Source organism: Marinomonas sp. KMM3893, assembly GCF_004352855.1.
Taxonomy (GTDB): Bacteria; Pseudomonadota; Gammaproteobacteria; order Pseudomonadales; family Marinomonadaceae; genus Marinomonas; species Marinomonas arenicola.
In genome coordinates this window covers 127,505-147,517 of the sequence record NZ_SJSC01000004.1, presented here as the reverse complement: position 1 = coordinate 147,517, position 20,013 = coordinate 127,505, and the positions used below count along the sequence as shown (strand labels likewise).

The 20,013-nt window shown below is 45.4% G+C and carries 16 protein-coding genes; 10 read left to right on the top strand and 6 right to left on the bottom strand.

The features are described from left to right. Positions 1-18 precede the first annotated feature (18 nt). The 3 genes from E0D71_RS11550 to E0D71_RS11540 are packed head-to-tail and all read right to left on the bottom strand — an operon-like array spanning position 19 to position 2,546. On the bottom strand, positions 19-750 hold the full coding sequence (locus tag E0D71_RS11550; RefSeq protein ID WP_133003462.1) for an ABC transporter ATP-binding protein: 732 nt from the start codon (positions 748-750) through the stop codon (positions 19-21). Next, entirely contained in the window at positions 735-1,517 is a 783-nt protein-coding gene (locus E0D71_RS11545; protein WP_207923384.1) for an ABC transporter permease, read from the bottom strand. The genes E0D71_RS11550 and E0D71_RS11545 overlap by 16 nt, the downstream gene beginning before the upstream one ends. A gap of 9 nt (positions 1,518-1,526) precedes the next feature. Then, positions 1,527-2,546 carry an ABC transporter substrate-binding protein gene (locus tag E0D71_RS11540; protein ID WP_133003461.1) on the bottom strand — a complete coding sequence of 340 codons (1,020 nt, stop codon included), beginning with the start codon at positions 2,544-2,546 and terminating at the stop codon, positions 1,527-1,529. A gap of 524 nt (positions 2,547-3,070) precedes the next feature. Between E0D71_RS11540 and E0D71_RS11535 the strand changes: the two genes are divergently transcribed. Beyond that, complete coding sequence (locus E0D71_RS11535; RefSeq protein WP_133003460.1) at positions 3,071-4,264, top strand: MalY/PatB family protein; 1,194 nt, start codon at positions 3,071-3,073, stop codon at positions 4,262-4,264. Positions 4,265-4,385: 121 nt separating this feature from the next. On the opposite strand, the gene E0D71_RS11530 is transcribed toward E0D71_RS11535, so the two are convergent. Further along, positions 4,386-5,564, bottom strand: coding sequence for an NAD(P)/FAD-dependent oxidoreductase (locus tag E0D71_RS11530; protein ID WP_133003459.1), 1,179 nt, complete (start codon positions 5,562-5,564; stop codon positions 4,386-4,388). Between the two features lie 344 nt (positions 5,565-5,908). Between E0D71_RS11530 and E0D71_RS11525 the strand changes: the two genes are divergently transcribed. Continuing rightward, positions 5,909-6,499 carry a hypothetical protein gene (locus tag E0D71_RS11525; protein ID WP_133003458.1) on the top strand — a complete coding sequence of 197 codons (591 nt, stop codon included), beginning with the start codon at positions 5,909-5,911 and terminating at the stop codon, positions 6,497-6,499. 272 nt (positions 6,500-6,771) lie between these two features. After that, entirely contained in the window at positions 6,772-9,057 is a 2,286-nt protein-coding gene (locus E0D71_RS11520) for a bifunctional diguanylate cyclase/phosphodiesterase (RefSeq protein WP_133003457.1), read from the top strand. Positions 9,058-9,445: 388 nt separating this feature from the next. On the opposite strand, the gene E0D71_RS11515 is transcribed toward E0D71_RS11520, so the two are convergent. Both E0D71_RS11515 and E0D71_RS11510 read right to left on the bottom strand, forming a co-directional pair. Beyond that, the gene (locus tag E0D71_RS11515) at positions 9,446-10,759 is read right to left on the bottom strand and encodes an outer membrane protein transport protein (protein WP_243712026.1); all 1,314 of its coding nucleotides are present in this window, start codon (positions 10,757-10,759) and stop codon (positions 9,446-9,448) included. Positions 10,760-11,183: 424 nt separating this feature from the next. Continuing rightward, entirely contained in the window at positions 11,184-12,086 is a 903-nt protein-coding gene (locus tag E0D71_RS11510; protein ID WP_133003455.1) for an AraC family transcriptional regulator, read from the bottom strand. A gap of 206 nt (positions 12,087-12,292) precedes the next feature. Here E0D71_RS11510 and E0D71_RS11505 point away from each other — a divergent pair, with 206 nt between their 5' ends. The 7 genes from E0D71_RS11505 (at position 12,293) to E0D71_RS11475 (ending at position 20,011) form a co-directional block, all read left to right on the top strand. Further along, positions 12,293-13,714 carry an aldehyde dehydrogenase gene (locus E0D71_RS11505; RefSeq protein ID WP_133003454.1) on the top strand — a complete coding sequence of 474 codons (1,422 nt, stop codon included), beginning with the start codon at positions 12,293-12,295 and terminating at the stop codon, positions 13,712-13,714. 78 nt (positions 13,715-13,792) lie between these two features. Further along, on the top strand, positions 13,793-15,091 hold the full coding sequence (locus E0D71_RS11500; protein WP_133003453.1) for an ABC transporter substrate-binding protein: 1,299 nt from the start codon (positions 13,793-13,795) through the stop codon (positions 15,089-15,091). A 15-nt stretch (positions 15,092-15,106) separates the two neighbouring features. Next, positions 15,107-15,847, top strand: coding sequence for an ABC transporter ATP-binding protein (locus E0D71_RS11495; RefSeq protein ID WP_133003452.1), 741 nt, complete (start codon positions 15,107-15,109; stop codon positions 15,845-15,847). Then, positions 15,844-16,569, top strand: a complete 726-nt coding sequence (locus tag E0D71_RS11490; RefSeq protein ID WP_133003451.1) for an ABC transporter ATP-binding protein — start codon at positions 15,844-15,846, stop codon at positions 16,567-16,569. Before E0D71_RS11495 ends, E0D71_RS11490 begins: the two co-directional genes overlap by 4 nt. A 2-nt stretch (positions 16,570-16,571) precedes the next feature. After that, positions 16,572-17,468, top strand: a complete 897-nt coding sequence (locus E0D71_RS11485) for a branched-chain amino acid ABC transporter permease (RefSeq protein WP_133003450.1) — start codon at positions 16,572-16,574, stop codon at positions 17,466-17,468. Beyond that, the gene (locus E0D71_RS11480; protein ID WP_133003449.1) at positions 17,465-18,478 is read left to right on the top strand and encodes a branched-chain amino acid ABC transporter permease; all 1,014 of its coding nucleotides are present in this window, start codon (positions 17,465-17,467) and stop codon (positions 18,476-18,478) included. The genes E0D71_RS11485 and E0D71_RS11480 overlap by 4 nt, the downstream gene beginning before the upstream one ends. Positions 18,479-18,565: 87 nt before the next feature. Continuing rightward, positions 18,566-20,011 carry an aldehyde dehydrogenase gene (locus E0D71_RS11475; RefSeq protein WP_133003448.1) on the top strand — a complete coding sequence of 482 codons (1,446 nt, stop codon included), beginning with the start codon at positions 18,566-18,568 and terminating at the stop codon, positions 20,009-20,011. Positions 20,012-20,013: the final 2 nt, after the last annotated feature.

The window sequence follows — 20,013 nt, the reverse complement described above, 5'->3', positions numbered from 1 at the left end:
ACGGTTTCCTTCTAAAAATTAAAGTGCGTTGGCGATGTCTTGAGCCAATGTTTGCAGAGCATCGGAGCCACGGCGACGAGGACGTGGCAGGTCAATAGCTTGGTCTAACACGACGTTCGCCGGTGAACCGGACAGCACCACCACTCGATCCGCCAAATAAATGGCTTCTTCAATATCGTGGGTAATAAACATCACCGCTTTGCGTGTCTGTTCCCAGATCGCTAATAACTGATCTTGCAAATGCTGACGCGTGATAGCGTCCACCGCGCTGAACGGCTCGTCCATCAACAATAAGTGAGGCTTAACCGCCAATGCTCTGGCGATACCACCACGCTGTATTTGCCCACCTGACAATTGATGGGGCCAACGGTCAGCCAGCTCATCAAGTCGAGCGAGCTTTAGCACTTCGTCAACACGATTGGCTTTTTCTTGCGCGGTGAGCTTAAGACCTTTAAGACCGTAAGCCACATTACTGCGCAAACGACGCCAAGGCATTAGGCGGCCGTCTTGGAACACAACGCCACGAGAGCGGCGAGTATTGTCTTCCTCAACTTGCAGTGAGATGCTGCCATGACTCGCCGTAGCAAGACCAGCAACACAGCGTAACAAGGTCGATTTGCCAACGCCAGAGCCACCCACGACTGCGATAAACTCACCGTCTTCAATACGAAGATCCAAGTTAGCAAAAACAGGCTCTGGGCTTTCACCATAGTGATAGCTCAGGCCTTCAATATTTAGGATGGGCGCCATGTCAACACTCGCTTCTCAATAAAACCAAACAGGGTATCGCTCAAGGTGTAAACCAGAGAGATAATCAGCATGTAAACCACAACCACTTCGTAAGCTCCTACGCCAGCGGCCGAATTCATTTCCTGCCCCATACCTGGAACACCCAACAATTCGGCGGCGATTAACGTCATCCAAGCTTGTCCGATACCGGTTCGAATGCCGGAAAAAATACCCGTCGCTGCCCCAGGCAAGGTCACTTGAAGCGCCTGACGCAAATGCCCATTTTGACCAAAAGCACGCGCCAGTTCATAAAAGCGAGAATCCACATTACGAACCGCAGAATAGGTCGCAAAGTAGTTTACCCAAAACACGCCAATCGCAATCACGAACGCGGCTCCGGCATGACTTACTTTAAACCAAGCAATAGCAAAAACGACCCAGGCCAACGGAGGAATCGGTCGTAGAATCCGTGCTAGCCAAGCGTGCAATGCGTCTAACAAGGATGAAGACGCTGCCAATGTACCAATCAAGAAACCAAGAAAAGTACCAATGGCTAAGCCCCAGATGTAGTGAACCAAGCTGGAAAGAACCGCCGGTATCAAACGTCCTGAGGTCCACTCATCGGCCAATGCTTGTGGCAATCTAAATGGGTCTGGGATAGTTCCTGCTGCCGCCCAGCCTGCCGATTGAGCGTATTTCCAGAGCATGACAAACGCCGCCACACCTATCATTCCCAGTAAGGCACGCCCCGATCGAGAGCGTGTCAAAGGATGAGCTTGTAATGCCATGACGGGGAATTACTCCTTAATTAACTCATTATAGAAGCGCACATCAAACAAGGCGTTAAGGTCGACACTCGCTTTGAGTGTGCCCTGACTTGCTTGAAAATCACGCATGGTACGAGTGCCATCGATGATGGCATTTGGGTCTGCTTGAAACTGATCGCGTGAGTTCTTTAGCGCATTTAAGACAATTTTTGCAGGTAAACGACCGCCACCGACGTATTTACCCACCGATTTCACCGCTTTTTCTGGATCATTACGCAGTTCGTCCGTTGCCGCTATATGGGCTTTCACCAAGGCTTTTACCCATTCAGGGTGCTCATTAATCAAGGATTCACGCACGGCCAGCACCGCACCCGGCTGATGTGGAAACATACCAGAACCAGACGCGACGACTTTCGCATCGGACTTACGATCCGTAACTATGCTGACGACAGGCTCTAGAATTGCAGCGCCATCAACGGCTTCTGTCATTAGTGATTGCTGAACCTGAGCCGCACCTTGGTAAATAATGTCGATGTTTTGCTTGATCTCATCTTGGCTCATGCCCAATTGCGTTTGCAACCAGTACTGCAATACGGTTTCTGGTACAGAACCTCTAGGGAAAGTGGAGATAACGGCTTTACGACCTTTATCTGCTTTAAAGCGGGCAAACGCTGTTTTTGCATCGCCGTTGTCAAAATAAGGCGACAACCCACCTAACGCTACCATGCTGATTTGCTCAACAATGTTAGAAGCAACCACTTTGATGTCAGCGCCTTTCGCTCGCGCTACCATAGCGGGCCCAATGCCAAGATAAGCAACATCTAACTGACCGGCCAACAAGGCCTGTACAATCGCAGGGCCATTTTGAAACTTGAACAACTTAGGATCGCTAATGCCCGCGTTCTCTAATGTATTATTTTCCAAGACAATAAACGCTTGGGAAACAGGAATAATGGGCATATAGCCAATTTCAAGGGACTTATCGGCAGCGGCCACCAAACTACTCCAGCCACACAACACCAAAGCCATCAGAGTCACGAGACGACGCATGAGAGCACTCCAGATAATTAAGATTTGAGTGCAAATCATATATAAACTAAAGGAATATTAAAACCCAAATAAAGATCATTTCGAACTAAACAGAACAAAACAATCTCAATAGAAAAATACAAGTCGAAGAATCCTGCTTAATATCAATAAGATATGACTCGTTTGCTGCTTAATTATGCTCTAAAAGAAGAATCTATCGCCTGCATCTGAATGGTTTTTTAACACAAATCATACTGGCCTTTACGCCCTATTTTAAGGCGCGACAGAGGGCTGCGGGGGAATAATAGCAATGAGCATACTGTGCTTCCCTGAGTGAGCGAAACAATAGACATTGTCTTATCAAAAATAGTGCCACTTCTAGGAGAGGCAAAATGACTTTTAATCATAGGTTAATGAAAAGAAAGAAGGTCATTCAGTTTAATAAGCCGTGGTACAAATAAATCAGTTTTTATGCTCTTACAACATGGAGTACTACCAGCCTAGGCGGAAAACAATGCCAACCAATCAAATCACTAGGAGTACAGATGAGCTTACCTGTTAAGTCTATTTTTGACGAAGTAATCAATCGCTCTAAAACAAATTCTATGAAATGGGCTCATGCTGATCAGCTATTACAAGCAAGCGAAGCCAAGGCTAACCCGTTACCAATGTGGGTCGCGGATATGGACTTTCGCGCACCACAAGCTGTTATTGAGGCGCTGCATGGCGCGGTGGAAGAAGGCATATTTGGCTACCCTGGCGGCGCGACAGAAAGCTACCAAAAGGCCGTTATTAACTGGCAGGCAAAACGCTTTAATTGGAAAGTAGAAGCAGATTGGCTCGTGCATACACCAGGTATCATTACCAGCCTAAAAGTAATCGCTCAGACATTTTCAGCACCGGGCGATTCCATACTCATACAGCCACCAGTTTACGCACACTTTCACGATGATATGTTGATGAATGGCCGACGTTTGGCCCTTGCACCGCTGACACGAACAGAAACGGGTTACGGTTTTGATCCAGATATTTTCGAGCAAGCCATTCAACCCAATACCAAACTCTTTATTATGAGTAACCCTCATAATCCAACGGGTAATGTTTGGACTGAGGCTGAGCTTCGTACTATGGGTGATATCTGTGAACGCCATGGCGTCTTGGTGATTGCCGATGAAATACACCAAGATTTGATTATGAATCCGCTGAAAAAACACATTCCCTTTGCCTCTTTAGGAGAAGGTTATGCGCGCAATAGCATTACTTGTACGGCACCAAGTAAAACGTTTAATTTACCGGGTTTGCAAAGCGCCAATGTAATGATCCCAAACCCTCGTTTGCGAGCCGAGTTCATACGCCAGTACGAGCGCAATATGTTTCCATTAGTCAACACTCTTGGCATGGTGGCTGCGGAAGCCGCGTACACTCATGGTGAGCCTTGGCTGGAAGAGCTGCTTGAGTATTTACGAGGCAATCATAGTTACTTTGCTGACGCCATTAACAGTGCGACGGACAAAATTAAAGTCTTGCCGGCAGATTCTTTGTATTTAAGCTGGATGGACTGTCGAGGAATGGGAATGAGCGCTCCAGAGCTAGAGCATTTCATGCTCACAAAAGCGCGCCTTTGGTTAGATAAGGGACAGAAGTTTGGCCTAGAAGGTCATGGTTACATGAGGATAAACTTAGGCTGCCCACGCTCCACGGTTGAAGAAGCGGTACAGCGTTTGCTCTCGGCTATATAGCCTCGATTAAAATACACATTGCTTAAAGCTCATTTAACTCCCTGTTTAATGAGCTTTAAGCCCCCTAATATCATCTATTAAAACAACCCACTAGAATGACATACCTTATGGGGCAGACGTGTCACACATGCTGACCAGCGCAGAAGCCACTGGCCCATGCCCACTGAAAGTTGTAACCGCCTAACCAACCTGTCACATCAAGGACTTCGCCAATGAAATACAGGCCTTTTTGCTTGCTGGACTCGAAGGTTTTAGAAGACACTTCGTTGGTATTCACACCACCCAAAGTAACCTCTGCGGTACGATACCCTTCTGTACCATTAGGGGCGATGTCAAAATTGGCAAGGTAGTGAAATAAGCTTTCGATCTGCTCATTCGATGTTTGCGCACTGCGCTCATTCAACCAAGAGAATTGCCCTTTGATCAATTCCACTAGGCGCTTTGGCAAGTAATTAGACAAGACGCCTTCAAAGCTTTTCTTTGGTGTATTTTGACGAACCGCTTGTAGACTTTCTAATGTCAAATTAGGCGCTATGTTGATATGAAGCGCTTCACCTGGCTGCCAAAAATTGGTGATTTGTAAAATCGCAGGGCCACTGACTCCGCGATGGGTAAACAGCATTGGCTCTTGGAATGCGGTGCCATTTGCACTCGCTTCTATGTCGCACGCTATGCCTGAGAGTTCTGCCAGTTGAGCCTTTCGATCAGGCTGTACCGTAATGGGTACCAAGCTCGCTCTGGTTGGCAAAATATCGTGCCCTACTTGCTTTGCCATATCATACCCAAAACCACTGGCGCCCATGGTGGGGATAGACAAGCCTCCGGTGGCAATAACCAAAGATTCACACGCAAAGTCACCTTGATTGGTCTTGATGATCGTTTGCTCATTCTGATAATCGACGTTATAGATTTTGGTATTGAGTTTAAGCTCGGCACCCGACCATTCCATTTCCGTTAAGAGAATGTCCAGTAAATCCTTCGCTGAATGCTCGCAAAATAATTGCCCCGGCGTTTTCTCAACATAATCCAAACCATGACGATCTACGAGATCAACAAAATCCTGAGGCGAGTAACGACGCAACGCAGAAATACAAAAATACGGGTTATCAGACAAAAAATGTTTTGGCGCAGCGTCCATGTTAGTAAAGTTACAACGACCACCGCCTGACATTAGAATTTTTTTGCCTGCTTTATTTGCGTGATCGAGCACAACAACTCGCTTGCCACGGTACGCTGCGGTTGCTGCACACATCAAACCTGATGCGCCCGCGCCAATAATCACCACATCCACTTTTTCCACATTAAACCTCTGTATTTTAAGTTGGCTGCATTATAGAGATTGACTCTTAGATTGCCATTAAATCCCCAAAAATAGCTGAAATGTTTAAAAAATAGGGACGGATTTTTTTGTCCACAAAAACCGTGAAGAAGGCTGTGGGAATCATCGATATATCCTTATATTTCAATCAATTAGATAAAATCAAACATTATTTTTAGATTTCTTTATTCTGTTGATTTATCAGGCTTAATCATAAAAGAAGCACAAAAATCACACAATCTTACAAAAACATCTATACAGCTTTACTGTTTTTATATACAGTACTGTATAAACAAACAGTGATAATAACTGCCGAGGCTGTGGATATGATTAGTTTATGCATTAGAAGACAAAGTCTAAATCTGAATAAGTTTATTATTGGCGCGCTTGCTGCTCTTGCGCTTTATGCGCCCATAAAAGATGCCACTCAGTACCTAAGTTCGCATTTTGAAAAACAAACCATTGAAATTGTAGATGCGTCTTTTGGAGCCAAAACCGCATGGCAAAAAGACAGCAGTGCTTATATAAAGGTGTCACAGCGCCCGCAACCAAGTTTTGCACAAGCCCAAATCATTTACACTCGCTTGCGCTTAACCAATCCAACTTCCAGTCCTCAGACCTACCGTAAAATCTGGCTCAATTTTGAACACAGCAATGGCAGCCGTGAATACACAACCGATTACACCCTGTATAACATCGAGACTCATCAGCGCCTAATTGGCCAAAGTGTTCAACTAGGCGCAAACAGCAGTATTGATGTCATTGCTGCTTACCGCTTTATTCCAAGCTATGGAAAAAAAGCGCCAGAGGTAATGAGCGTCTCTTGGGAAGGCAATAACCTGATGAGAGAAAATGCCTGTGAATATGATTTAAAAACGGCAGCGGTCAATAATTTCCATTACCAATGTAAGAGCTAATCTTTAAGTCTCTAAGCGCTCACCAAAACAGAATGCGTTTGGATCTGTCGTTCAGCGTTACTTTGAGATTACTCTAACAAAAAGGAAAAAATGTTCATAAAATAGCCAGAAGATAGCAAGATAAACCAACAAAAAGCACCGTCTTGACGATTTCTTTTCGATTTTATTTGTTTATAGTCAAAAACAGGATAGTCATCATCGTTATTTTTCGGTAGCCTCTAGTAATCCCCTGAAATGAATCAGGTTTTTCTATCGGCTGGTGAAGTTAATCGATGTTAATTGACTTTTTAAAAGCATTTTTCTTAGTTGATCGTGCCCAACTTAACCGGTACAACAAGAACACCTTTCAGCAAAGTGCGCTGCGAATCTTAATCACCTTAACTCTGCTCGTTTTCCTTGGCGTTGAGTTAAATAGCCTGTTCATTGCGACCGATAAAGACAGCGAACTTTTCCTGATTGTTAATAGCCTTTGCTTAACCTTATTATTTGCGCTGCTGTTTTTCTGTAAAAAATACACCCAAGCCAGCTCCCTTCTATTCCTTGGCACCCTTGCCATCATTGGTTTGCTGCTTGTGACTCTTTCAAATGATTCTCATGCGGCTAAATACGGTTTGATCTCATTGTACTCATTGCCCTTAATGGCACGATTACTGTTTGGTTTCCGCCTTTCTTTTTTACTCAGTGTTGCAAATTTAGGTTCCTTCTATTTGATTGTGACGGATTCTCGCAGCTTAGAGTTCACAGGCTCTGTTGGTGTGGTACCCGCCTTTGCCTCTTTCTATTTCCAAGTACTGACTTTTGTCACTTTGAACTTCGCTTTGCCTTTTGCGGTCTCTAGGATCATGTTTACCCTGGAGCAAAATGCCACCCATCTTGAATCTCTCTACCGCCGGTTAAATAGAAACCACTCTCTTTACGAAGAAATTTTTGAGCACACTGGCACACCTACATTACTGTGTAATAAATACGGGAAAGTACTAAAGGTGAACCAGCCTGCACGTAAACTGCTCTCACTTTCCCAGCAAGACAAAATTGAGAACAGCAAAATCCAATCTTGGTTGGTGCCGTTGAACCAAAAAACAGAACGGTATTTTTGGCAATCCAATGCTGTTGAGTGCACATTAAAGAAAGACGCTAATGTTTATATTGAGGTCCATCGGGCAACACTGACAAACCATGGCCACTATATGCTGCACTTGCAGAACATCAGTCACTTAAAAGCCCTTAAACAAGAGCTAGAAGATTCACAAGAAACCAATAGCCGCTTAGTCCATTTTGATGCCCTTACCCGCTTGCCAAACTTTCATTACTTTTGCAGTCAGGTAAATCAAAGAATAAAACAAGAAAAAACACATTATACTGGCGCGATGTTTATTATTCGTATCAGTCAATTCAAGCTGTTAAACAAACAATATGGGAAGGACAACGCTAACCGCATCATTCTCAACTTCTCAAAAACACTGCAAAGTAGACTATCGGATCAAACTATTATCAGTCGCTTACGAGGTGTGAAATTTGCCTGTTTCCTCCCACTAGGGCAGGCCTATTTGATTCAACGTAATTTGTCCGCACTGATCAAATCCGTACTTCCTGAACAAATAAGAATGGATGGCAACGCACTCAATATTGATTATCAAGTTGGCATTGCGTACTACCAAAACAACGGTCAGAGCGCTGAAGAGCTACTTGAGCATTGTGAAATGGCACTAGAGTACTCAAACAGTGCGGATAAATACTCTTATTATGATCACCAACTTGAACGTAAGTTGGTGGAAGAGCACCAGCTCGGTCTGCAGCTCGGTGCAGCAATAAAACGCAATGACATTGTTTTGTGGTTACAGCCTCAGGTTGCACCCAATGGTCAAATTTGCTCTTTTGAAGCCCTTGCTCGCTGGCAAAAAGAAGACGGTAATTTTGTCTCTCCATTTGTGTTTATTAATATCGCGGAAAAACTAGGCTTATTGCCCGTGCTAGCCGAGAATCTACTTCGCTCATTGATTCCTACGCTAAGCGAATGGCATGACGAGCACATCCACACGCCTGTTGCGTTTAACTTAGCCGGTCAAGAGCTGATGAACGATGCCTTCTTTGCGTTGTTAATGTCGCTTGCCGCAGATCACCCTTGGTTGAGTGACATGCTTGAGCTAGAAATCACAGAAACCAGCCCTGTCATGACAAACCCTTTGATCCACAAACGATTAAAAGCCTTGCACCAATATGGTTTTGTAATCGCAATTGATGACTTTGGGACTGGACAAGCCACCATGGGGCAGCTGATCGATATTCCTGCGACGGTACTGAAAATAGATCGTCGGTTTGTTGCGCCACTGCCTGATGATCAACGTCACCTAGACATTGTTAAATCCACCATTCAGCTCGCGCTCTCTCTTAATATGAAAGTGATTGCAGAAGGGATTGAAACCAGAGAGCAAGCGAATTTGCTCATCGCACTGGGCTGTCACACCTTACAGGGCTATTACTACGCAAAACCAGCGCCTATGACAGATTGGACCAACAACAACCATGAGAAAGCCAAAGAACTGCGCATGGTTTACTAAACGTCTTTCTTAGCTTGTCGCTGCGTCTAGAGTGATAGAGCTGAAGCCAATGACTCCCTACTCTATTCTTCATCACACTTGCTACACGCTCTCTGACCTATTCATTTTCTATTCTATTAAATTCACGCCACACTCTACTCGCCATTAAATCACGATTGAAATGACTGTTAGCCAACTGTTGAACTGACTGTTGAACCGACAGAGAAATACATATTTAGCAAGAAATCAGCAGAACCATGATGACTAAACATACTTTCATAGAAATGCCTTGATAGTAATGCCTACCCCCTAAACAGCAAAAAGCCAGACCCTATTGGGATCTGGCTTTTCAGTACAAGGTTTAAGAATTTTCGCTCTACAAGTCTTATTTGATCAAAAAGGCATGTGATTAAAAAGACATGTTATAGGCAAGCGAGATAACGCTGGCGGAAGAAGAATAATCTGCGCTGTAAGTGCCTCGAGCGCTGTCTTCATCTAAATCAGTACGATCAACCGACACATCTTCAATGTCTACATAAGTGTAGGCAAAGGTCGCTGATGAAGTTTCACTGAAGTGGTAAGTACCACCCATTGAATACCAGGTACGATCCCCATCTGGGGTTCTCGCAGAGCGGTATTCATCGGTCACAGGCGAATTATCACGAGCGATACCGGTACGCAATGTTAGCTTTTTAGAGTAATCGTAAGTTAAGCCTGCAGAATACATCCATTGGTCTTCAAAGCCAAAAGTGAGTTTTGAATTTGGTTGGTTACTGTCGAAGTCGATGTTTAAACCATCATCCATAGAGCTCCAGCCAGTGCGGATGACACTCAAGCCCAGTTTCAATTTAGGCGTTAATGCTTGCTCTAAGCTGATAGTTAACACATCCGGGAAGGTCAATGAATCACTGACACCAGTGTTAACTAATGTATAATTATTAGCTTGCAAAACTTGATTTAATGAAGCTACATCTTTATATTTGACATCGCCTTCAAAATCAAAATCGATTTTGCTACGGTAGCCTACACCAACACGAGTCCCTTTCAGCGGTGTAAACAACACACCTAAGCTGTAGCCATAGCCAATATCATCCGCTTCAATTTCACCACTACCTTCATAAGCACCAGCACCAGCAGTAAAACCAACTTGGGAGTTGAGTGTCACCTCTGCTTTATGCACCTGCACACTGGCACCCGCTGAGAACCAATCATTGACACGATGGGCAAGAGAGAAGCTTAAAGCTATATCTTGCAAGCCCGTTTCTGTCGCATGGAATTTACCTGCCCAATCGTCCCCATAATCCCCAGAAAGTCCAAACGGGGCGTTAATAGAAAAGCCCGCGACCGTATCATCAGATAACGGCATGGCATAATACAAGGATGGTACTATGGTGTTGTTTACAGAATCGGCATTAGTTGATGACCCCGAAATGTCTTGTGGGCCAGGAAAACCACCAGCTGTCGGAGTTGCATCTGTCGCCTCAATATTACTCACGTCCATCTTGGGCATGATGTAAGCCCCAGAGACATAGAAAGTATTTTTCTTCGCATTAAGGAAAAGCGCTGGGTTCCAATAGCTAAAAGAAATGTCTTCGCTGGACGCCGCCGCAGTAGAAAGTGCTGACCCCGACGCGGTGGCGCTTTGGTCACCAAGAGAGAAGCCTGCGGAATACGCAGACGATGCCGCCGCTACGGATAAGGTAACAAGGCTTACTTTGAACATTGTAGATGAGCATCTTGAAGAGATAGTCATGAGTCACTCCATTCTTATTTTTATTTTTGTCATCATTAGAAGAAGCATACCTGCTTTATCTAAAACGTCTTCATTATAGTAGTGCCTTTGGTGATATTACCATAGCGTATTTCATCATATTCCTTTTATTCTTTATAATTATTTCAAATATCAATAGGGTAAATATTTTCCAAAAAGCATAAAGAATACGTAAGAGAACACAGAAAAATGAAGAAAATCCTTAGAGATTATGAAGATGAAGAATACAGGGAAAAGAAAGCGACGGCTATTTGATGACACGATAACACTCACAAATACCCAGTCACTTTTTCAAAAGGTTACATAAGAATACATAGGCTCAAAAGCTACTCGCTACTTTTTATCTGCTGAGCAAGAGCCAATACTGCACGCGGCGTTATGGCCAATCAGCGTGCCCAAACGACAACGAATCCGCGGGGACTAAATGCGGTTTTTTAATCATTCGCCTAAAAGCTGCTGGAGTCGTACCTGAGTAACGCTTAAAGTAATGACTAAAGGTAGTGGCGTCAGAAAACCCCAAATCATGCGCCAATTGTTGAATGCTGCTCCCCGACCTTTCTAACCGCAACTTAGCTTCAAAAATCACCCTTTCTTGCACCAACTGGCTCGGAGTTTTAGACAAGGTCCGAGTGCAGATGGAATGAAGCCGATCATGACTCACCAATAAAGCCGCAGCGTATTGCTGAATGGTCCAGCGTTCCCGATAATGTATTTCCACCAGATGGCGAAAACTTTGCAGCAATGTTTTGATTTCCCCCATCGCCTGATCGGCGGACTCTTGGCTGCCAGACACCCGCCATAGCCCCATCAATATCAGGCTAAAATAAGAAGAAATGGCCATTCTGGAACCGCGTTTATCATCATTCAATTCATTCAAAAAGCCTTGAGCGAGATTATGAAATTCTTCAACAAAATGACCATCGGGAGCATCAAGGTAGGTATGTCGCTCGGAAAACTCTCGAAGTAACACAGACTCAGCACTCGAACCCAATAATTCGATAAGCAAATATTGAGAAACTCCCAACAGGTATCCCGTGCTGCCCGCTTCAATAGACACTGAAAAAGAGCCCGACACAGGAATATAGGCAATAGAATCCGTGTGCATTTCCATTTTCTGCCCTGCCGCGTTTAACCAAGCATTGCCAGACGTTAAAAAAAACACATGAGCAAACCCTTCGTATAGGCCTCGTTTAGGTTCTATTTTCTTATGAAACAAGGTCGTTTCATGAATTTCACAACGGGCATGAACATGGATATTAACGGAAACTGATTGATTCATAATACGTAAACCCAGCAAAAAAACATTATACTGAAAACCAAATATCAACAACTATAGACCAAAAAACAACATTTACGTTCACTGCAGCCTAATTAATAATCTACGCATAAGCAAAATAAAAACAAAATAACGCTTTTTAAAAGCCTAATGCAAAGACTGAGTGCTGCAATAACAACAATAAGCTGAGTCAGGATAGGTAACAAATTATGACCACAGAGCATTTGATACGACATCATCAAATAAAACCTTTATCGAATTCGCCTTTTGCGCACGCGGACTACAAAAAAGCCGCTTGCGAGGCCGTTGCTATTGTTGATAAGGCAGCCCGAGCGTTCCCTAAATGGTCTGATGTTAAACCTGAAGAAAAAAGAAAATTATTGTTGGACGCGGCTGCCAACATTAGAAAGCACAGCGCAGAATTAAAGCAATTGGCCGCAGAAGAAGTCGGGTCGGCCGATAATTTTCTAGACATGAATATCGACATCGCTGTCGAATTCTTACAAGAAGCCGCCAGTTTAACGTCGCAAATCACCAGCGATGTATTGCCCAATGACTCGGCGCATTCCTTGTCTCTTGCCGTTAAGCAACCCATTGGAGTTTGTCTTGGCATTCCGCCGTGGAATGTCCCTATATTGTTATCTGTGCGCGCAATCGCAATGCCGCTTGCCTGTGGCAACACCGTCATTTTGAAAGCATCAGAACTTTGCCCTAAAACACACCAACGGGTGATTGAAATCATTAATGACTCTGGCTTTCCAGAAAATGTCATTAACATCATTACTAATCGCCCAGATGAGGCAAGCGACGTCGTTGACGCTCTCATTTCTCACCCTGCCGTTCGACACATTAACTTTACTGGTTCTACTCGTGTTGGTCGTTTGATTGCAGAACTAGCCGCCAAACACCTTAAACGCTGTTTATTAGAGCTCAGTGGCAAAGCCCCCTTTATCGTGCTTGATGACGCCAACATAGAGCGAGCCGTAGAAGCCGCTTCGTATGGCTCTTTTATGAATCAAGGACAGCTTTGCATTTCCACCGAACGCATCATTTTACAAGACCCTATTGCCGACCAATTTATTCAGCGCTTTGTTGAAAAAGCCAAAACATTAACCAGTGGTTTAATCAATGATTCGTCTCACCCACTTGGGACTCTCATCAATATTAAGTCGGGGAAGCGATTGCAAGCCTTGATTGACGATGCCGTAGAAAAAGGCGCAACCGTGCTTTGCGGCGGCAAGGTAAACGGCTTCTTTTTGGACGCCACTGTCATCGATAACGTGACACCGTCAATGCGTATTTACTATGAAGAATGCTTTGGGCCATTAGTCCATATCGTTCGCTGTCGCTCAGACGATGACGCTCTCACCATCGCGAATGACAGTGAGTTTGGCCTGGCTGCTGCGGTGTTTAGTCAAGACACTTACCGGGCGATGAAGATCGCAAAGCGCATCGAATCCGGTATTTGTCACATTAATTCAACCACGATAGCAGACGACGCTAGAGCCCCTTTTGGTGGTATGAAATCCAGTGGACATGGGCGTTTCGGAGGCAGCAGTTCGATTAACGAGTTTACCGAACTACGCTGGATCACAATTGCCAATGACGATAACCCCTTACCACAACTTTAACATCTAAGACGATTTACCAATGACACTGTTTACTTAACCCTAGCTCGATTTAGCAGCTGGACACTCTGGAGTTTTAATATGAAAAAAATAAATAAAACAGGCATATCAAGACGTCAATTCACTCTTTCCGCTCTAGTGGGGGGCGCTGTTGTGGCGATGAACCCGACACTTGCGGCGGCAAAGTCAGATAAAAAACTACGACTTGGATTTATCTCTCCTCGTACTGGCCATCTGGGGGCTTTTGGCGAAACGGACCCTTTTGTCTTATCCCAAGTACGCCAAGCCTTAGCAAATGGGTTAACCATCAACAATGTAAACTATGACATTGAAATCCTCGATCGTGACAGCCAATCGGACCCTTCTCGTGCGGGGCAATTGGCAAAAGATCTAATCAATAATGAAAATATTGATTTTATGCTAGCAACCGTAGCGCCAGAGACAATCAACCCAGTCTCCGATGCTTGTGAAGCCGCTGGCATTCCCTGTTTGTCTGCGGTGATGCCGTGGGAAGCCTGGTATTTTGGTCGCGGTGCAAAACCAGGTCAACCGTCTCCTTTTAAGTGGACGTATCATTTTAGTTTTGGTGTGGATGAGTTCTACAAAACCTACATTTCTCAATGGAGCCTCATTAAAACCAACAAAAAAGTCGGCGTTATGTACCCTAACGACGCCGATGGTAATGCCATTCGAACCTTTTTAAAACCTAAGCTCGAAGCCGCTGGCTACACAATTGTCGACCCTGGTGCTTATGAAACCGGCACCTCTGACTTCTCGTCACAAATCGCTCTCTTTAAACGAGAAGGCATCGAAATATTTAATGCTTTTCCCATCCCATCTGACTTTGCGGCGTTATGGCGTCAAGCGGCTCAGCAAGGGTTAACACGCCAAATTAAAATCGCTCAAATCGCCAGAACAGGCTTGTTCCCTTCCGATATCGAAGCGCTCGGTGGACTTGGTAACAACCTTGCTAGCGCGTGTTATTGGCACAAAGACTTCCCATATCGTTCACCATTAACAGGCCAAACAGGCACCCAACTGTGTGACCTTTATGAAGCGCAAACGAGCAAACAATGGACTCAGCAAATCGGAGCGTGCTTGTCATTATTTGATGCCGCGATGGAAACCTTAAAAACCTCCATTGACCCTAAAAATAAAGTCAATGTTGCCATGGCAATGCGAAAATTGAATGTCAGTACCATTGCAGGTCAAGTTGACTTTACCAGCGGTCCAGTGCCAAACGTTGCATCCGCGCCAATCATAGGCACTCAATGGGTCAAATCGAAAAAAGGCCCGTTCCAATTTGATTATTTGATCACGGAAAATGCCACCGACAGAAATGTGCCTGTCACCCATAAATTGACCCCATACAACGCCTAAAACAGCGAGAACACAATGATGACACACACCACATCAGACGGCTTGCTGGCCAATGGCATTGTTAAACACTTTGGCAGTGTATCCGTTTTGAAAAACGTCGATTTTTCTATGAAAACAGACGAAGCCGTTGGGATCGTAGGTCCCAATGGCGCAGGCAAAACCACCCTGCTAAGCGCCCTTGCGGGGGCGTTTAGCTTGGACGAAGGTTCGATTTTTTTAAATAATCAAGAAGTGACTGATAAATCGGCTTCCGAGCGATGCAGCCTAGGCGTCGTAAGAACCCACCAAATCCCCAAACCCTTTGGTGGCATGACGGTATTTGAAAATGTGTTAGTCGCCTCCTCATACGGCGTCGACTCCACAAAAGAAAGCGCCTATCAGTTTGCCCTTGATGCGATTCAGCTAAGTGGCATGGAGCATGTTGCGAATCGCCAAGCGGACTCTCTGGGACTACTAGACCGCAAACGTCTAGAGCTTGCACGAGCATTGGCCACTCAACCCAAATTTTTATTGCTAGATGAAATCGCCGGCGGCTTAACAGAAGCCGAATCAATCCAATTGGTCGACACCATCAAAGAGCTACGTCGTCGTGGCATTGGCATCCTTTGGATAGAACATATAGTGCATGTGCTTTTGCAGGTTGCGGAGCGACTTATTTGCATGGATTCCGGAGAAATCATTGCCGACGGAGACCCAAAAACCGTCTTAAGTGACCCTCAAGTGGTAAAAGCATACCTTGGAGGTGGCGTCGAATGAGCAGTTTAAAAATAGAAAATATGGACGTTCGCCACGGCCAATTAAAAGCCGTCCGTAACGTTAGCCTAAGCATTGAAAAAGGCGAAGTCATTGCGCTTATTGGGGCGAATGGCGCCGGTAAAACCACGTTTTTACGCGCCATTAGTGGTGCCCATACTCTCACCGCAGGACGAATTTATTTAAACGATAACGACATCACACAACGGCCTTCCCATCAACGTGTTAATGCCGGGTTGGCCTTAGTGCCAGAAGGTCGAAAACTCTTCACCAATATGACGACAGAAGAAAATCTGCTGTTGGGCGCCACCTCTGCCCGTAAAGGAGAATGGAATGTCGAAAAGATCTTTGAGGTGTTTCCAAATCTAATCAAAAGGCGTCATACCAAAACCGGCACCATGTCCGGTGGTGAACAACAGGCCACCGCCATTGGTCGAGCGTTAATGAGTAACCCAGACATTCTCATCCTTGATGAAGTGTCATTAGGACTCTCCCCCTTGGTCGTCGATCAGGTGTATCAGAATTTAGAAAAATTGTTAGCAACAGACACCACCATCATTTTAGTAGAGCAGGACTTATCCCGTGCGATGAAAGTCGCCAGTCGCGCGGTGTGCATGCTAGAAGGCGAAATTGTTCTCGATAAGCCAATGGCAGACATAACCCGTGATGAGATAACCGATGCTTACTTCGGCCTTCATAAAATAAAAACAAATAGTGGAGAGTAAAAGTGACCAATCAAATTATTCAGGCCATCCTCTTAGGTGGCTATTATGCGCTCATAGCATGCGGGCTGTCGTTTATGTTTTCTGTTATGAAAATCATCAACTTAGCCCATGGTAGCCTGCTTGTTTTCGCTGGTTATTTGCTCTGGTTTTTTGCAGAGCATTACCATATTTCGCCTTTCGTAGGCTTGCTCATTGTCATCCCTGTGATGATGTTGATCGGCTGGGCATTACAGGCTTTTTTATTGGAAAAAAGCGCCCGTGGCGGAGAATTACTCCCGATACTCACCACCTTTGGTTTGGCCATTGTCATTGAGAATCTATTGTTTGAGCATTTCGGTGCAAACACCCGTTCTCTGGCCCCTTATATTGGCGACCTTTCGTGGGAATCATGGGAGTTGTTTAGCGGCTTTTATGTCGGCAAAACCTCCGTCTATATCTTAATAGCGGCCATCGTCATTTTGGGCAGCTTACAGCTTTTCATGAAAAAAACCGCATTGGGAAGACAAATTAGAGCCACCGCCCACGACCCAGATACCGCAGGTATTGTGGGGATTAATCCGAAAAGAGCCAGTGCCATTGCCACGGCGTTGGCCATGAGCACTGTGGCGGTTTCTGGCTTAGCGCTCGGCGTCAGAGGCGTATTCGATGCCTACTCCGGTGGCCCTCAGCTGTTGTTCGCCTTTGAAGCCACCATTATTGGTGGGGTGGGTTCTCTTTGGGGAACTCTGATTGGCGGTATTATTTTGGCATTTGCCCAGACCATCGGCGCCAACATTCACCCTCAAGGTTTTCTCTTAGGTGGACACATCCTCTTCATTATCATTCTTTTAATCCGCTTAATCCTCGCCAAAGGTGGGGTAGGCCATCGTCTTAAATTCGCTTTAGGGGTGTCAAAATGAGTCAGTGGGCAAAAAATGTATCCATCCAACGTTGGACCCCCTCCTCCCGTCGTGCCGTCATGGTCGCTGGAGTGGTTCTGCTTGTTTTAGCGCTGGCACCCTTGTTTGCTTCTAACGGGATGCTAGACAGACTTACCGCGCTGTTTATTTACGTCATTTTGGCCGCCATGTGGAATGCATTGGCAGGCTATGGGGGATTAATTTCTGTGGGCCAACAAGCCTTTTTTGGACTCGGCGCGTATTTCACTATTCGCCTTGCCAACGTTGGTTTAGACCCGTTTATTTCTGTTGGCTTGTCTGCAGTGATCGTCGGCGTAATCTCCTACCCTATTTCCCTGATTATGCTGCGTTTAAAAGGCGGTGAGTTTGCCATTGGTATGTGGGTTATTGCGTCCATTTTGCATTTGATGGTGAACCTCGATGGCTTGATTCAAGGAGAAACAGGCATTTCTCTTGTCAGCCTGAATCACTACGACTCAGGGTCACGTCTCACCATTATTTACCTGCTAACGCTTGGCTCAATGGCTGGCTTGCTGACTTTGTTGTTTTTTGTCTTACGCAGCAAAACAGGCTCCGCGATTCAAGCCATTCGAGATGACGAGGAAGCCGCCACATCGATTGGCGTTAAACCAGAGAAAACCAAACGTTTGCTGTTTGTTATTGCAGCGTTTGGCATAGGTGCGGCGGGGGCGCTTTGGTTAACCAGCGCGACGACGTTTTTGCCGAAAACTTACTTTAGCGTGCAATGGTCGGCTTATATGATCTTTATGGTGCTGGTGGGTGGTATCGGTAAATTTGAAGGCGCCATTCTTGGTGCCATTATCTTTTTCCTTGTTGAGACTTGGTTTAGTAGCACCGGTGTTTGGTATCTCGTGAGCCTAGGCGCGATCGCCATTGCTTTCTCACTCTTTTTACCAAAAGGCATTTGGGGAGAATTAGAACGTCGCTTTAATTGGCGCTTTTTGCCCGTTGGCTATCGCGTTGAAGACCCCAAAAAAGAGAAACAATAACCTTCTATGGCCGCTTAATAGCCAAATTAAGCGGCCTATGCGCATCAATCTAAAAACCGTTTGTGCTTTTTTAGGAGTAGTCATCACATGAATGTTGAATTACTAATCGGCTCAGAAAATGTCAAAGCATCAAATGGTGCCACATTTGAACGTATCGACCCAGTCACCGGCAATGTAGCAAGCACTGCTGCGGCCGCCACCATTGACGATGTTAACCGCGCTGTTTCGTCGGCACACGACGCGTTTAAAACCTGGTCAAAAACAACCCCGAATGAGCGCCGTCAGCGACTGCTAAAAGCCGCCGACATTATGGAAAGCAAAAGCGCTGAGTTTGCTCAGCTTATGTTGACGGAAACAGGCTCGACAACCATGTGGTCTGGCTTCAACACAATGCTGTCTGCGGGCTTATTAAGAGAGGCTGCGGCCATTACCACGCAAGTCGGTGGTGAAGTTATTCCCTCGAATAAGCTGGGCACCTTATCCATGAGTGTCCATAAACCCAAAGGCGTTTGTGTTGGCATTGCCCCTTGGAATGCGCCTGTTATTCTCGCCACGCGCGCCGTTGCCATGGCCATTGCTTGCGGCAATACGGTTATTTTGAAAGTCTCTGAAATATGCCCTGCCACTCAATCTCTTATTGGCCAAATTTTTACCGAAGCTGGCTTTCCTGCGGGGGTTTTAAACGTTTTATCCAATGCCCCTGAGGACGCACCAGAAATAGTCAAAACGCTTATTGAACACCCATTGGTGAAGCACATCAATTTTACTGGATCCACAAAAATAGGTCGTATTGTCGGGCGCTTAGCGGCTGAAAACCTTAAGCCTGCATTACTTGAATTAGGCGGAAAAGCACCGCTTATTGTGTTGCAAGATGCGGACATAGACGGTGCCGTGAATGCCGCTCTGTTTGGTGCTTTCATGAACCAAGGGCAAATCTGTATGTCGACTGAGCGACTGATAGTACATAAGGACGTGGCGGATGAGTTCAGCCAAAAACTCTCGGCTAGAGCAGCGTTATTGACCACAGGAGACCCAAGAAACGAGGTGCTTCTTGGGTCCCTCGTGTCTCTTGATGCCGCAGAAAAGATGAACCAATTGATTCAAGATGCGCTTGCCAAAGGGGCGAACCTTACCGCCGGTGGTGGCATTAAAGGCACTATGGTGGAAGCCACACTACTCGATAATGTCACCTCAAAGATGCGCATCTACCAAGAAGAATCGTTTGGCCCGGTGAAATCGATTATTCGAGTCAAAAGCGTTGAAGAAGCCATCCATGTGGCCAATGACACCGAATATGGTTTATCGGCGGCGGTTTTTACTCGCGATATTCAGCGTGCCCTGCAGGTCGCAAATCACATTGAATCTGGCATTTGCCATATTAATGGTCCAACCCTAGGCGATGAGCCTCAAATGCCATTTGGGGGCATGAAAGACAGTGGTTATGGGCGTTTTGGTGGCACCTCATCGATTGCTGAGTTTACCGATTTGCGCTGGATCACCATTGAAGACCCCAAACAGCACTATCCATTTTAACC